Origin of the sequence: Streptomyces sp. NPDC059909, assembly GCF_042730885.1 — a bacterium.
In the GTDB taxonomy this organism is placed as follows: Bacteria; Actinomycetota; Actinomycetes; order Streptomycetales; family Streptomycetaceae; genus Streptomyces.
In genome coordinates this window covers 49,205-63,920 of record NZ_JBHWKX010000021.1, presented here as the reverse complement: position 1 = coordinate 63,920, position 14,716 = coordinate 49,205, and the positions used below count along the sequence as shown (strand labels likewise).

The window sequence follows — 14,716 nt, the reverse complement described above, 5'->3', positions numbered from 1 at the left end:
GCCTGCCCGGCCCGTCCGGCGTCCGAGGACGGAGACACCGCCACCAGGGCTGTGCCGGTCACGCGCAAAGGGCCCCGCCGCTCCCCAGCGGCGAGGCCGGTCCAGGCGCGCGAACTCCCTAGGCGAAGCGCTGCTTCGCCGAGCCGTCGCAGGGCTGCAGCCGCACCCGGTCCTTCGCGGCCGCCAGCGTCAGGCACAGCCCCGTCGCGGCGGCCGGACGGACGGTCCCGGCCTGCCGGACGAACTGCTGGTTCGCGGCGCCCGAGCAGTTCCACACGATGAGCGCCGCGCCCGCCTTGTAGTCGGCGCCGGGCACGTCCAGGCAGCGGTCCTGGGTGAGCTCGGTGTGCACGGACCTGCGGGCCGCGTCGTACCACCAGCCCTGGTTCCGTCCGCCGTGGCAGTCCCAGCCCAGCACCCCGGTCCCGTTGCGCGTCACGGCCGCGTCGACGTCGAGGCAGGTCCCCGTCGCCTCGTTCCTCAGCGGTCCGTACGCGTCGTCCCAGGCGAGCGGGTACAGCACCGGCTTGCCCGTGGACGCCGGGTCGGCGCAACTCGCCTCGGCGAGGCCCGAGTCGTAGAGCTGGGTCAGGCAGGAGGCGAAGGCGGCGTGTCCGCGCGCGTTCGGGTGGAAGGACTGGCGGACCGAATTGGAGTCCGGTGGGAAGGGGTTGGACAGCTCGATGTGGAGCCCCCGCGCCCAGGTGTCCTCCATGCAGACCTCGTGGCCGTGGAACAGCCGCGAGTTGTCCAGGTAGACGGCGCCCGTGGACCTGGCCACCCGCCGCATGCCCCGCTCGAAGGCCGGCACGGCGGTGTTGCGGCCCCACACGGTGTCGGAGTCGTACCCCGTGCCGCCGCAGATCAGCTTGCCGGGGAAGCCCGGGTTGTCCCTGAAGTCGGGGCCGATCGGGCTCGGGTACCCCATCACGACGAGCTTGTAGTCACCGTCCCCGTACCCGGCGTCGCGCATGACCGTGCGGAGGTCGCGCACGGTCTGTTCGACCTTGGGCACGAGGCCGTCGACGCGGGCCTGCCAGCCGCCCGCGTACGTCGACTCGCACGGGCCCTGGATCAGGAACCAGCGGGTGACGCAGTCGGTCATCACGGGACCGAACTGCAGGTCGTCGTTGGCACCCGCCACCAGGAGCACCATCGTGATCCGGGTGTTGCGGGCCTTGATCGCCAGGCTGTCGCTCTGGACCAGCTCGTCGGCGTACTGCTTCGAGCCGCCGATGCGGATGTTGCCGCTGTACGCGCCCGAGCAGGAGACGTTGTACGTCACGTCGGCCGCGATGCCCGTGCGGTGGATGGCGGCGTCGGGAGAGCGGTGGCACCAGTTGCCGGGGCCGTCGGTGCCGGGTTCGTACGTGCCCACGCCCTCGCCGGAGATCTCGCTGTCACCGAGCGAGATCAGAGCGGTCCTGCGCCGGTCGAGCGGCCGCACGGCCGGGTCGCCGTAGAGGGCGGTCGCCTCGGCGGCCCGGATCGTCTCCAGCTCGGGCGGAAGGGGTACCGACGATGCGTTTGCGGCCGAGCGTGCCGTGTCCTGCGCGCGCTCGGGGGTCGTGGCTGCCATGGTGCCGAGAGCCGCCGCAAGGGCCGCGGCGGCCGCGACCGTACAGCGAAGTCTTCGGCGAAGCCTTCGTCCAGTGCGCCTCATTGCGCCTCCCCGGTTTGGTGTTACCGACGGTATTTACTGGCCGGTAGACCACTTGGGAATAGGCAGAACAAGACAAGTGCTCACCTTTTCAGGAGGTTTGGAGATGTCCGAAACAAGCGACACCACAGCTGGCCACCGGGGCTCCGGGGACGACCGGGACGCACAGGACCACCGGATCGAACACGACTCCATGGGCGAGGTGAGGGTGCCCAAACACGCCAAATGGCGGGCTCAGACCCAGCGGGCCGTGGAGAACTTCCCGATCTCGGGCATGCGGCTGGAACGCGCCCATATCGAGGCCCTCGCCCGGATCAAAGCGGCCGCCGCCAAGGTCAACGCGGAGCTCGGCGTGCTCGACGAGGACATCGCCGCGGCGATCCAGGACGCGGCCGCCGAGGTCGCCGACGGCCGGTGGGACGAGCACTTCCCGGTCGACGTCTTCCAGACCGGCTCGGGCACGTCGTCCAACATGAACACGAACGAGGTCCTGGCGACCCTCGCCGGCGAGCGCCTCGGCCGGCCCGTGCACCCCAACGACCACGTCAACGCCTCGCAGTCGTCCAACGACGTCTTCCCCTCGTCCATCCACATCGCCGCGACCGCGGCCGTGACGAGGGACCTGATCCCGGCGCTGGAGCATCTCGCGGCCTCCCTGGAGCGCAAGGCGGCCGAGTTCGCGGACGTCGTCAAGTCCGGGCGTACGCATCTGATGGACGCGACGCCGGTCACCCTCGGCCAGGAGTTCGGCGGCTACGCCGCACAGGTGCGGTACGGGATCGAGCGCCTCCAGGCCTCGCTCCCCCGCCTCGCCGAACTCCCCCTCGGCGGCACCGCCGTGGGCACGGGCATCAACACCCCTCCCGGCTTCTCCGCCGCCGTCATCGCCGAGGTCGCCCGTGCGACCGGACTGCCGCTCACCGAGGCGCGCGACCACTTCGAGGCGCAGGGGGCCCGGGACGGGCTGGTGGAGACGTCGGGACAGCTCCGTACGATCGCCGTCTCGCTGACCAAGATCGCCAACGATCTGCGCTGGATGTCGAGCGGCCCGCGTACAGGGCTCGCCGAGATCAGCCTCCCCGACCTGCAGCCCGGCTCGTCGATCATGCCGGGCAAGGTCAATCCGGTGATCCCGGAGGCCGTGCTGATGGTGGCCGCGCAGGTGACGGGCAACGACACGACGGTCGCCGTCGCGGGAGCCGCGGGGAACTTCGAACTCAACGTCATGCTCCCGGTCATGGCCAAGAACCTGCTGGAATCCATCCGGCTCCTGGCCAATGCGGGCCGGCTGCTGGCGGACCGTACGGTGGACGGCGTGACCGCCAACGCCGAACGGGCCCGTGAGTACGCCGAGTCCTCACCCTCCGTCGTCACCCCGCTGAACAAGTACATCGGCTACGAGGAGGCGGCGAAGGTCGCCAAGAAGTCGCTCGCCGAGCGGAAGACGATCCGTGAGGTGGTGCTGGAGTCGGGGTACGTGGAGCGGGGCGACCTGACGCTGGAACAGCTGGACGAGGCGCTGGACGTGTTGCGGATGACCCGGCCCTAGGAGGGCCGCCCGCCCGGCTCGGGACACGATCGGCTCACCGCACGACACACGACCGATCGGGCGAATAGCGGCGGAAGTCGATCGTGGCTCCCCCCACGCACCTCTCCGGCCCCGCTATGGCTGTTGCCATGGCAACTCTCTCTCCTCCGGCCCAGCGATCGGACGAAGCTCAGCCCGCAGGGCCACAGCAACAGCCGGTCAGACGACAGACCGGGCTGTGGCTGTGGCCGGCGCTGCTCGCGCTCCCCCTGATGATGTACAAGATCAACACTCCGGTGCTGGGCACCGACGAACTGGCCACATGGGAAGTGGCTCGCCGGAGCACCGGCCAGATCCTGGTCACCTTGCAGCATGTGGACGCGGTCCACGGCACCTACTACCTCTTCATGCACGCATGGATGGAGGTCTTCGGGGACTCGCCCACCGCCCTGCGTGCACCCTCCGCGCTCGCCATGACCGTGGCGGCCGCCGTGGTGGCACTGACGGGGCGCCGGCTGTTCGGCGCCCCCGCCGGGCTGTGCGGCGGACTCGTGTTCGCGCTGATTCCCGCTGTCAGCCGGTTCGGCCAGGAGACCCGCGGCTATGCGCTGGTGATGCTCGCCACGGCCCTGGCGACGCTGCTGCTGCTCCGGGCCCTGGAGAAGCCCCGCAGCTGGTGGCGCTGGGGGGCCTACGCCCTGTGCCTGACGTGCGCGGGACTTCTGCATCTCATCTCCCTGAGCATCGTGCTGGCTCACACCGTCGCCGTGGTGGTGCACGCCTGGCGCGAGCGCCGGGCGCTCTGGTCCTTCGGTCTGGCCGCCGTCGTCGGCACGGCCTGCGTGAGCCCGGTCATCGTCCTGGGTCTGTCCCATGACGGCCGCCAGCTGTTCTGGGTCGAGGAGCCGGACGGCTGGAGCCTCCTGCGGATCCCGCAGGAGGTGTTCGCCTCGGGCGTGTGTGCCGGGGCCCTGATCGCGCTGGCCGTACTGGCCGTGCCCGTCCGCAAGGAGCGCCGCGACGCCCTGGTCCTCTGCATCGCGGTGGCCGTGCTGCCCCTCCTCACGATCTGGGCGGCCTCCCACGGGGAAGTGTCCTACTTCCGCTACCAGTACGCCCTTTTCACCCTGCCGGCCTGGTCGGTACTGGCCGGTGCCGGCCTTGCCGCGACAACGCGGTCCTGGGGCGCGACAGCTGCCGCCGTCACCGTGCTCGGGTTGCTCGTGGTGCCTGACCAGACAAGGATGCGCGAGCAGTACGAGCACGACGTGCCCCACAGGGTCGACTACCCGGCCGCCGCGCGGACCATCGCGAAGTACCACCGTCCAGGAGACACGGTCGTCTACGGCAGAGGCCAGTCCTGGATGATCGGCACCGGTATCCACTACTACCTCCCCCGCGATCTGACGCTGCGCCAGGCGCTCGTCGCCAGGACAGCCGTCGAGGTCAACGATCTGTTCGCCGTCGACTGCCCGCAGCCGACGACGTGCCTCGGGGCGGACAAGCGCCGCATCTGGGTGGTGGCGGAGGACGGAAATGCCGATCCGCTGCGTGCGCTCCCCTTCGGCCAGGCCATGGCACTCCGCGCGAAGTACACCGCCTTCGGGGCGGAACGGCACACCGGCGTGACGGTCGAACTCCTTGTGCGCAAACCCCGATGATCCGGACGTGAGCCGCACCGCAGCGGTCAGGTGGGCCCTTGCCTAAGATCTGCGCATGACAGGATCGGCAGCGCCCACGGAGTCACGGCACTGGGCGCCGGGGGAGCACATCCTCTGGCGCTATCGCGGCAACGCCTCCGGAGATGTCCACATCTGCCGGCCCGTGACCGTCGTCGAGGACACGGACGAGTTGCTGGCCGTGTGGATGGCGCCGGGGACCGAGTGTGTGAAGCCGGTGCTGGCCGACGGTACACCCGTGCAGCAGGAGCCGCTCGCGACGCGCTACACCGCGCCGCGGACCACGGTCACGTCACGGTGGTTCGGTACGGGCGTGCTGAAGCTGGCCCGGCCCGGTGAGCCGTGGTCGGTGTGGCTTTTCTGGGAGCGGGGCTGGCGGTTCAAGAACTGGTACGTGAACCTCGAGGAGCCGCGCGCCCGCTGGTCCGGCGGGGTGGACTCGGAGGACCACTTCCTCGACATCGCGGTGCGCCCGGACCGCAGCTGGCGCTGGCTGGACGAGGACGAGTTCGCGCAGGCGCAACGGGCCGGGCTGATGGGCCCCCGGCTGGCCCGGCAGGTGCGGCAGGCCGGGCAGTCGGCGGTCGAGGTGATCCGGGCGTGGGGGCCGCCGTTCTCGGACGGCTGGGAGGACTGGCGGCCCGATCCGCGCTGGCCGGTCCCCGAGCTGCCCGCCGACTGGAACCGGCCACTGCCCGGCGCGGCGGCGCGCACGTCCGCATGACGACGTCGTGAGACCCTTGATGCGCCCCCGGGGTTCAAACGTAGGATCGTCCTCCGCAAGGCCGCGTCGCTTCAACGACTCAGCACCGCACCGGAACTGACCGCAAGTCATCACGAGGGGGACGAAAACCGTGCTTGATGTGCGCCCGGATCTCCCCCAACTTGTCGACGCCACGCCCGGATTGGGTATGGGCTATATCGACCGTCCAGGGGCGCTGCCGTCCCGGACCAGGGGCGGATCCTCCGCACACAGGTCCGGGGACCCGCGGCGCAGCCGCGATCGTCACCGCTCCCGGACGCGCACAGCGGCACCCGAGGCGAGCCTGGCACGTTCCGGAAGACAGGCCCCAGGGCCGGCCCTCCGGACCGGCCCGGCACGATCCGGAAGACAGGACCTCGCCTCGTATCACCGGCCCGGACGGACGGAATCCCACGCGTGACGGAGCATCCCACCTCCCACGAAGGCCGGCAGCCTCTTGCTGCCCGGCCGCAGGAACGCACCCGGCCCCGGCAGGAGGCGGCTGCGCACGCCCCCAAGCCGGCGGCCGGCGGCGTGCCCGCCCAGCCGCCCGCACCCCCCTCGTCCCAGGCCTCGCCCGTGCCGCCCGTCCCGTCCGTACCCCCCGTCCCGGCGGCGCCGCCGACGGCCGGGTCGGCGACAGCGGCAGCGGCAGGTGCGGAGGCCTCGGCGGCGGGTACACCTCAGGACCCCACGGGGGTCGCGCGGCGCGAGGGCGACCGGCTGCGTTTCGTGGGGGCCGCGACCAGACGTATCGCGCGTGGCATAGATCTGGACGAGATCGTGCTCGGGCTGTGCCGGGCCACGGTGCCGACCTTCTCGGACGCGATCCTCGTCTATCTGCGCGACCCGCTGCCGGTCGGCGACGAGCGGCCGGTCGCGCCGTTCGTGCTGCGTCTGCGCCGCACCGACCGGCTGCGTCTGACCGACGAGGACACCGACGGCACGTTCCTCGCCGCCCCGCAGGTGCCGGTGCTCAACCCGCAGGCCGACCTGCCCGCGGCGGAGCTGTGCGAGGTGCAGGCGGGCGGCGCGCTCGCCGAGGTGCTGCGCGGTGTACGGCCGGTCTTCGGCGACTCGGCCGCGGCCCGCGCGGCCCTGCCGGAGCTGCTCGGGGTGGAGAAGACCGTACCGACCGGGCACCGGGCCATCCTGGCCCCGCTGCGCGGCCGCCGGCGCGTCATCGGCGCCGCGATCTTCCTGCGCCGTCCCGACCGTCCGGCGTTCGAGCCGAACGATCTGCTGGTGGCGGCCCAGCTGGCGACCCACACCGCACTGGGCATCGACAAGGCCGTGCTGTACGGCCGCGAGGCGTACATCGCGGACGAGCTGCAGCGCACGATGCTGCCCGAGGGCCTGCCGCAGCCGACCGGTGTGCGGCTCGCGTCCCGCTATCTGCCGGCGGCCGAGACCGCGCGGGTCGGCGGTGACTGGTACGACGCGATCCCGCTGCCCGGCAGCCGGGTGGCGCTGGTCGTCGGCGACGTCATGGGCCACTCCATGACCTCGGCCGCGATCATGGGCCAGCTGCGGACGACGGCCCAGACCCTGGCCGGGCTCGACCTGCCGCCGCAGGAGGTGCTGCACCACCTCGACGAGCAGGCCCAGCGCCTCGGCACCGACCGCATGGCGACCTGTATGTACGCCGTGTACGACCCGGTCTCGCACCGCATCACCATCGCGAACGCGGGCCATCCGCCGCCGATACTGCTCCACCTGGGCGGGCGGGCCGAGGTGCTGCGGGTCCCGCCGGGCGCTCCGATCGGGGTCGGCGGGGTGGACTTCGAGGCCGTCGAGCTGGACGCGCCCGCCGGGGCGACGCTGCTCCTCTACACCGACGGTCTCGTCGAGTCGCGGCTGCGGGACGTGTGGACCGGGATCGAGCAGCTGAGGGAGCGGCTCGCCGCGACCGCGCAGCTCACCGGCCCCGATCACTCGCCGCCGCTGGAGGCGCTCTGCGACGACGTGCTCGACATGCTCGGCCCGGGTGACCGGGACGACGACATCGCGCTGCTCGCGGCCCGCTTCGACGGGATCGCGCCGAGTGACGTCGCGTACTGGTTCCTGGAGCCGGAGGAGCAGGCTCCCGGCCGGGCCCGGCGGCTGGCCCGCAGGGCGCTGGCCCGATGGGATCTGGAGGAGCTCTCCGATTCGGTGGAGCTGCTGGTCAGCGAGGTGGTCACCAATGCCGTGCGGTACGCGGAGCGGCCGGTGACGCTGCGGCTGCTGCGCACGGACGTGTTGCGCTGCGAGGTCGGCGACGACTCTCCGCAGCTGCCCAGGCAGCGGCGGGCGCGGGACACGGACGAGGGCGGTCGTGGGCTGTTCCTGGTGAACCGGCTGGCCAGACGGTGGGGGGCGACCCGGCTGTCGACCGGCAAGGTGGTGTGGTTCGAGCTGCCCACACACTGAGGCGTACGGGACACGCCGTACGGGGCCCAGGATTGGACCGAGTCCAAATGTTGCCGACTTCTCATCGGCGGAGTTGACTGCTGTGGTGGACGAAGCGACCCCGTAACCCCCATCTCGACGGGAGGACGCTCTCGTGACCTACACGACGAACAACTCCGGAATACCGGTGGAGAGCGACGAGCATTCGCTCACCATCGGGTCCAACGGTCCGATCCTGCTCCAGGACCACTACCTGATCGAGAAGATGGCCCAGTTCAACCGTGAACGGGTCCCCGAGCGGGTGGTCCATGCGAAGGGTGCGGGCGCGTACGGCTTCTTCGAAGTCACCAACGACGTCAGTCAGTTCACCAAGGCCGACCTCTTCCAGCCGGGCAGGCGCACCGAGATGCTGGCCCGCTTCTCGACGGTCGCGGGTGAGCAGGGTTCGCCGGACACCTGGCGGGACCCGCGTGGCTTCGCGCTCAAGTTCTACACCGAGCACGGCAATTACGACCTGGTCGGCAACAACACGCCGATCTTCTTCGTACGCGACCCGCAGAAGTTCCAGGACTTCATCCGCTCGCAGAAGCGCCGCCCCGACAACGGGCTGCGCGACAACGACATGCAGTGGGACTTCTGGACCCTCTCGCCCGAGTCGGCGCACATGGTGACCTGGCTGATGGGCGACCGGGGCGTTCCCAAGAACTACCGCCACATGAACGGCTACAGCTCGCACACCTATATGTGGGTGAACGGCGGCGGCGAACGGTTCTGGGTGAAGTACCACGTCAAGACCGACCAGGGCATCGACTTCCTCACCCAGGCCGAGGCCGACGACCTCGCGGGCCGGGACGGCGACGTCCACCGGCGCGATCTGTTCGACGCGATCGCGAGCGGCAACGCCCCGTCCTGGACCGTGAACGTCCAGGTCATGCCGTTCGAGGACGCCCCGGACTACCGCTTCAACCCGTTCGACCTGACCAAGGTGTGGCCGCACGGCGACTACCCGCTGATCGAGGTCGGCCGGATGACGCTGAACAAGAACCCGGACAACTACTTCGTCCACATCGAGCAGGCCGCCTTCGAGCCGTCGAACCTGGTGCCGGGCATCGGCCCGTCTCCCGACAAGATGCTGCTCGGCCGGCTCTTCTCGTACCCCGACACCCACCGGTACCGGATCGGCCCGAACTACAACCAGCTGCCGCCCAACAGGGCGCGGTCGCAGGTGAGCTCGTACGCGAAGGACGGCCCGATGCGGTACGAGCCGGCGAACACGGCACGCCCGTACGCGCCGAACTCGTACGGCGGCCCCGCGGCCGACGTGGAGCGCTTCGGCGACCCCGCGGGCTGGGCCTCGGCCGGCGAGATGGTCCGCGAGGCGTACAAGCTGCACGCCGAGGACGACGACTGGGGCCAGCCCGGCACGATGGTCCGCAAGGTCCTCGACGACGCGGCCCGCGACCGGCTGGTGTCGAACGTCAGCGGTCATCTGAAGGCGGGCGTCTCGCGACCGGTGCTGGACCGCGCGCTGCAGTACTGGCGCAACATCGACAAGGAGATCGGTGACCGGATCGCGAAGGACGTCAACGGAGGCTGACGCGTCGCCGTGACGTGAGACGGAAGGGCCCGGCGCACTGATGCGCCGGGCCCTTCCGCTGTACCGCGAGCCATTTACCGCTTACCGCCTGGGCGGCTTGATGCCGGCCGTCGTCCCGTCGGTGGTGCCGTCCGTCGTACCGCTGTCCGTGCCCCCGTCGGAGGTACCGCCGTCCGTGGTGCCACCGTCCGTCGTACCCCCGTCCGTGGTGCCGCCGTTGTCGGTGCCGCCGGAGTCGGTCCCCGACGAGTCACCCGGGTCGGTGGGGTCGCCGGTCGGGGTGCTGTCCGGTGTACCGGTCGGACGGTCCGGCTCCCTGGTCTTCGTCGGCTTGTCGTCCGGGCCGTGCGGCTTCTCGGTCTCCGTCGGCTCGTCGGTCGGGCTCTCCTCCGGCTCCTGGACGGGCTCGGAGATCTCCAGGTCGAACTCCGTGTCGGAGCCGCCTCCGAGGGCGCCCGTCGTGTACTGCTTCCAGATCTGGGCGGGGACGCCACCACCGTTGGCGCGGCCGGGGTTGATCGCGTCGGTGAGCGTGACCTGGCCGGTGCCGTCGGGCTTCTCGCCGAAGAGGGCGACCGCGGTGACGAGTTCGGGGGTGTAGCCCACGAACCAGGCCGAGCGGTTGTTCTCCGACGTACCGGTCTTGCCCGCCGCGTGGTAGTCGCCGAGCGCGTTCGTGCCGGAGCCGCTCTCGACGACGCCCGTCATGGCCTCCGTCACGGTGTCGGCGGCCTCACGGCTGATCGCCTGGCCCCCGATCGGGTCGGGGATCTCGACCGTGCGGTCCCGGTGCGCAGCGGACTTCACGATCGTCGGGGTCGTCTTCTTGCCGTGGTTGTCGAGGGTCGCGTACACCCCGGCCATGTCCCAGGGCGAGGCGCCCATCGTGCCGAGCGACATGGCGGGCTGCTCCGGCCAGCCCTTGCCGTCCTTCATCCCCAGGTCGAGCGCGGTCTTCTTCACCCTGTCCGGGCCGACGTCCACGATCATCTGGGCGTAGACCGAGTTGATCGAGCTGTTCGTGGCCTTCTGGACGGTGACCGGGCCGTAGCTCCTGTCGTCCTCGTTCTCCGGCGCGAAGGGGACGTCGCTGCCCTCGACGGGCCGCTTGCTGGTGCCGTCGTAGACGGTGTTGAGGCCGATCTTCCGGCCGTCCTGGGTCACGGACCCGTTCTCCAGGGCGGAGGCGAGCACGACGGGCTTGAAGGTCGAGGCCGGCTGGTAGTCCCGCCGGGTCGCGTTGGAGAGCCAGTGCTCGGTCGCGCTGACACCGCCGTACAGGGCGACGACGTGCCCGGTCTTCGGGTCGACGGAGGTCGCGCCGGCCTGGACCGTCACGTTGCGCTTGTCGCCCTTGCGGTCGAGCTTCGCCTCGAGCTGGTCCTCGACGGCCTTGGTCAGCGCCTTCTGCTTCTTCTCGTCGATGTTGAGCGTGATGGTCCAGCCGCCGGCCTTGATGTCCTTCTCGCTGACACCCTGGCGTTCCAGCTCCTCGTTGGCCGCCTCGACGAGGTAGCCGGTCTGGCCCTCCATGCCGGGGGCGGCCTTGGGCGCCTTGGGGACGGGGAACTTCAGGCCGGCGCGCTCGGAGGCGTCGAGCCAGCCCTCCTCGACCATGTTGTTCAGTACGTAGTTCCAGCGCTCGGTCACCAGCTTCTTGCCGGTGTCGGACGCGACCGCCCAGTCGTACTGGCTCGGGGCCTGGAGCAGCGCGGCGAGATACGCACCCTGGGCGACGTTCAGCTTCTGGGCGTCGATGCGGTAGTACGCCTGGGCCGCGGCCTGGATTCCGTACGCTCCGCGGCCGTAGTAGCTGGTGTTGATGTACCCGGCGAGGATCTCGTTCTTGTCCTTCTGCTGGTCGACCTTGAGCGAGATGACCAGCTCCTGGAGCTTGCGGCTGACCGTCTGATCCTGGTTCAGGTAGTAGTTCTTGACGTACTGCTGAGTGATCGTCGAACCACCCTGCTTGCCCTTGCCGGTGACGGTGTTGAGCAGACCGCGGGCGGTGCCCTTCAGGTCGATGCCGGAGTCCTGGTAGAAGGTCTTGTTCTCGGCGGCGATGAACGTCTTCTGGACGTCCTGGGGGATCTTCTCCAGGCCGACGATCTCACGGTTGACCTTGCCGGTACGGGCGAGGATCTTGCCGTTGCCGTACTTGTAGACGTTGCTCTGCATCTGGGCCTGGGCGTTCCCCTCGGGGACCGGCACCAGGATGTAGACCACGATGAACGCGGCCATCATGGCAAGGCAGAGGCCGAGGAAGGTACCCAGCACCTTCCTCCAGGTGAAGAAGCGGCGTATGCCGCCCCCACCAGGTTTCGCCCGGCGCGCTCCGCGCTGCCGGGCCTGCCGCTCTTCCGCTCGGCCCATCGCCCCGTCGCTCCGCTCTTCGTCGTCAGATCAGCTCAGAAAGCTAACATCGGCACTACAGACAAAGGGCAACTGATCCGGTCTTTTCCGGACGTGAGAATCAGCACCTTTCTCACATGGAACCGACGCGTGAGGAGGTCGGAGGGTTGTGCGCCTTTCGACCGTGTGAACCTCCTCGCACCGGCGGCGCTGCGGCGCGCGCGCCCTTCGCGAACCGGGGCTCCACCCCGGACCCCGTCCCGGGGCTCCACCCCCCGGGCTCCCCCAACGCCCTGTCGGGCGCGGGGGCTTGGACCGCCCGGCGCCGGCCCATTCCGAGCGCGTCCGGCGTCTCAGGACGGATTCGCGGGCCGACACGGCGGTACCGGGCACTCTCCACGCGGTCCGGGGCAGCGCCCCGGTTCGGGAAGGGGCCGCAGGTATACACACGATGTATACCTGCTACGAGCCCGTCGCCTGGACGCTGCCGGCGACCGCCCGGCAGGTGGCGAGCCGTCCCGACCCCACCGGCCTGCGGCGCAGCGGCATCCTCGCCACGACCGGGGCCGCCCCCAAGGGCCTGGACACGTCCCAGTACGCAAGCATCTACGTCCAGCTCGACCCGTCCGTGCCGGAGGCGATCGAGCGGGCCCGTACGGCGGTCTTCCGGGCCGACCCGATGCTGACCCCGTTCCATCGGCCTGCTCGTCTCCAGCCGGAGCAGCTGCGCGAGCGCAAGGAGCTGCTGTCGGCGCTGGTCGCCTTCGGCACGCGGCGCTCGACGCTGAGCATGTCGGTCCTCTGGCAGACCACGGTGCCGATCGCGCTCGGCCTGCCTCTTTCCACCGCGGTGGGTCTGGCCCTCGGCGCGGTGCTGCTGAAGATGGTCGCGGCGCGGGTGGCCGTCGACTGGGGCTCGGTCGCCGCGATGGCCGGCGTCGGTGCGGGCGTCGTCCTCCTGGTGACCCTCCTCAGCCTGCCGCCGCTGTGGCGCCTGATGCGCCCGGAGGGGCTTCGGACGGAGTGAGCGGGGACGGGCGGGGGCGCCTGCGGCCCATCGTCGGCCGGGCTCCTTGGGAGCCCGGCCGACGAGTGAGGACCGACACTCGGGAGTCAGCCCACCACCCGCACCGGCAAGTGCCCCAACGCCCGCCGCAGCGCCGCCGCGAGCTCCTCGAACTCGTCCGCGCGCGCAGCGCCCGCCCGCATGACCAGCGCGACGCGCCGCGCGGGGGCCGGGTCCGCGAAGTACCCGGTCACGAGGCGGTCGTTGCGGCCCGTCTCGACCTGGACGGCCGTGCGCGGCAGCAGCGTCACGCCGAGCCCGCCCGCCACCAGCTGGACCAGCGTGGAGAGGCCGGCCGCGGTCGTGGTGACCGGGGCGCCCTCCGTGCGGCCCGCCTCGCGGCAGATGTCGAGGGCCTGGTCACGCAGGCAGTGGCCCTCGTCGAGCAGCAGCAGCGGGAGCTCCCTGAGCGCCTCGCGCGGAATGTCGTGGCGGCCGCCGAGCCAGTGCTCCTCCGCCGTGACGAGGACGAAGTCCTCGTCGAAGAGCGGCAGTTCGGTCACCCCCGGCACCCCGAGCGGCACCGCGAGCAGCAGCAGGTCGAGCCGCCCGCCGGACAGCCCCTCGAGCAGTGACGAGGTCTGCTCCTCGTGCACCTGGAGGTCCAGCTCCGGGTAGCGCTCGTGCACCAACCGCAGCACGGTCGGCAGCAGATACGGCGCCACCGTCGGGATCACGCCCAGACGCAGCACCCCGGTGAAGGGGGCCCGTACCGCCTCGGCCTCCTCCAGCAGCTCGCCCACCGCGTCGAGCACGGCCTTCGTGCGCACCGCGAGCCGCTCCCCGGCGGGCGACAGCAGCACCTTGCGCGTCGTACGCTCCAACAGCTGGACACCCAGTGCCTCCTCCAGCGCCGACACGGCCCCGGACAGCGCGGGCTGGCTCATCCCGATAGCGGCCGCGGCGTCCCGGAAGTGCAGATGCTCGGCCACGGCGGCGAAGGCGCGCAGCTGCGCCAGGCTGGGCTGTTTGCCCCGGTTCACCGCACTCACTCCCGTAGTCACCGTCACCACTGATAAGCACCTCCGATCACGATGACCAAGTCTAGCTATTTCCGTGATCAATGCACTCTGTGCCAGGCTGGAGGTCCGTCCAACCCCCGGAAGCCCCCACAAGGGGTACTTCCAATCTGCAAGGAGAGCGCGTGCTCACTGTCGGTGACCAGTTCCCCACGTTCGAGCTGACCGCCTGCGTCTCGCTGGAGAGCGGCAAGGAGTTCGAGGAGATCACCCACAAGTCCTACGAGGGCAAGTGGAAGGTCGTCTTCGCGTGGCCCAAGGACTTCACCTTCGTCTGCCCCACCGAGATCGCCGCGTTCGGCAAGCTGAACGACGAGTTCGCCGACCGTGACGCCCAGATCCTCGGCTTCTCCGGCGACTCCGAGTTTGTCCACCACGCCTGGCGCAAGGACCACGCCGACCTGCGTGACCTGCCCTTCCCGATGATGGCCGACTCCAAGCACGAGCTCATGCGCGACCTCGGCATCGAGGGCGAGGACGGCTTCGCGCAGCGCGCCGTCTTCATCGTGGACCCGAACAACGAGATCCAGTTCACGATGGTGACCGCCGGCTCCGTCGGCCGTAACCCCAAGGAGGTCCTGCGGGTCCTCGACGCCCTGCAGACCGACGAGCTGTGCCCCTGCAACTGGACCAAGGGCGAGAACACCCTCGACCCGGTCAAGCTGCTGGCCGGTGAGTGAGC

10 protein-coding genes are annotated in these 14,716 nt (G+C 70.5%); 7 read left to right on the top strand and 3 right to left on the bottom strand.

Annotated elements, in window-relative coordinates:
* Positions 1-118: 118 nt before the first annotated feature.
* A complete protein-coding gene (locus ACFV9O_RS16765) occupies positions 119-1,663 on the bottom strand; it encodes a ricin-type beta-trefoil lectin domain protein (protein WP_385418069.1) in 1,545 nt (514 codons plus the stop codon).
* Between the two features lie 103 nt (positions 1,664-1,766).
* Here ACFV9O_RS16765 and ACFV9O_RS16760 point away from each other — a divergent pair, with 103 nt between their 5' ends.
* From ACFV9O_RS16760 to ACFV9O_RS16740, 5 genes are all read left to right on the top strand, one after another.
* The gene (locus ACFV9O_RS16760) at positions 1,767-3,209 is read left to right on the top strand and encodes a class II fumarate hydratase (protein ID WP_385418068.1); all 1,443 of its coding nucleotides are present in this window, start codon (positions 1,767-1,769) and stop codon (positions 3,207-3,209) included.
* Between the two features lie 128 nt (positions 3,210-3,337).
* Complete coding sequence (locus ACFV9O_RS16755) at positions 3,338-4,849, top strand: glycosyltransferase family 39 protein (RefSeq protein ID WP_385418065.1); 1,512 nt, start codon at positions 3,338-3,340, stop codon at positions 4,847-4,849.
* 55 nt (positions 4,850-4,904) lie between these two features.
* Positions 4,905-5,591, top strand: coding sequence for a DUF402 domain-containing protein (locus tag ACFV9O_RS16750; RefSeq protein ID WP_385418062.1), 687 nt, complete (start codon positions 4,905-4,907; stop codon positions 5,589-5,591).
* Positions 5,592-6,026: 435 nt separating this feature from the next.
* Entirely contained in the window at positions 6,027-8,021 is a 1,995-nt protein-coding gene (locus ACFV9O_RS16745; protein WP_385418060.1) for a SpoIIE family protein phosphatase, read from the top strand.
* Positions 8,022-8,154: 133 nt separating this feature from the next.
* On the top strand, positions 8,155-9,597 hold the full coding sequence (locus tag ACFV9O_RS16740) for a catalase (protein WP_385418057.1): 1,443 nt from the start codon (positions 8,155-8,157) through the stop codon (positions 9,595-9,597).
* An 81-nt stretch (positions 9,598-9,678) separates the two neighbouring features.
* Here the strand turns inward: ACFV9O_RS16740 and ACFV9O_RS16735 are convergent, their stop codons facing one another.
* A complete protein-coding gene (locus ACFV9O_RS16735; RefSeq protein ID WP_385418054.1) occupies positions 9,679-11,970 on the bottom strand; it encodes a transglycosylase domain-containing protein in 2,292 nt (763 codons plus the stop codon).
* Between the two features lie 430 nt (positions 11,971-12,400).
* Here ACFV9O_RS16735 and ACFV9O_RS16730 point away from each other — a divergent pair, with 430 nt between their 5' ends.
* Positions 12,401-12,976 (top strand): FtsX-like permease family protein, encoded by a 576-nt coding sequence (locus tag ACFV9O_RS16730; protein ID WP_385418051.1) that lies wholly within the window; start codon positions 12,401-12,403, stop codon positions 12,974-12,976.
* 86 nt (positions 12,977-13,062) lie between these two features.
* Here ACFV9O_RS16730 and ACFV9O_RS16725 read toward each other — a convergent pair whose 3' ends face one another.
* On the bottom strand, positions 13,063-14,028 hold the full coding sequence (locus tag ACFV9O_RS16725; protein ID WP_385418050.1) for a hydrogen peroxide-inducible genes activator: 966 nt from the start codon (positions 14,026-14,028) through the stop codon (positions 13,063-13,065).
* A 131-nt stretch (positions 14,029-14,159) separates the two neighbouring features.
* Here ACFV9O_RS16725 and ACFV9O_RS16720 point away from each other — a divergent pair, with 131 nt between their 5' ends.
* Complete coding sequence (locus ACFV9O_RS16720; RefSeq protein ID WP_385418049.1) at positions 14,160-14,714, top strand: peroxiredoxin; 555 nt, start codon at positions 14,160-14,162, stop codon at positions 14,712-14,714.
* Positions 14,715-14,716 lie beyond the last annotated feature (2 nt).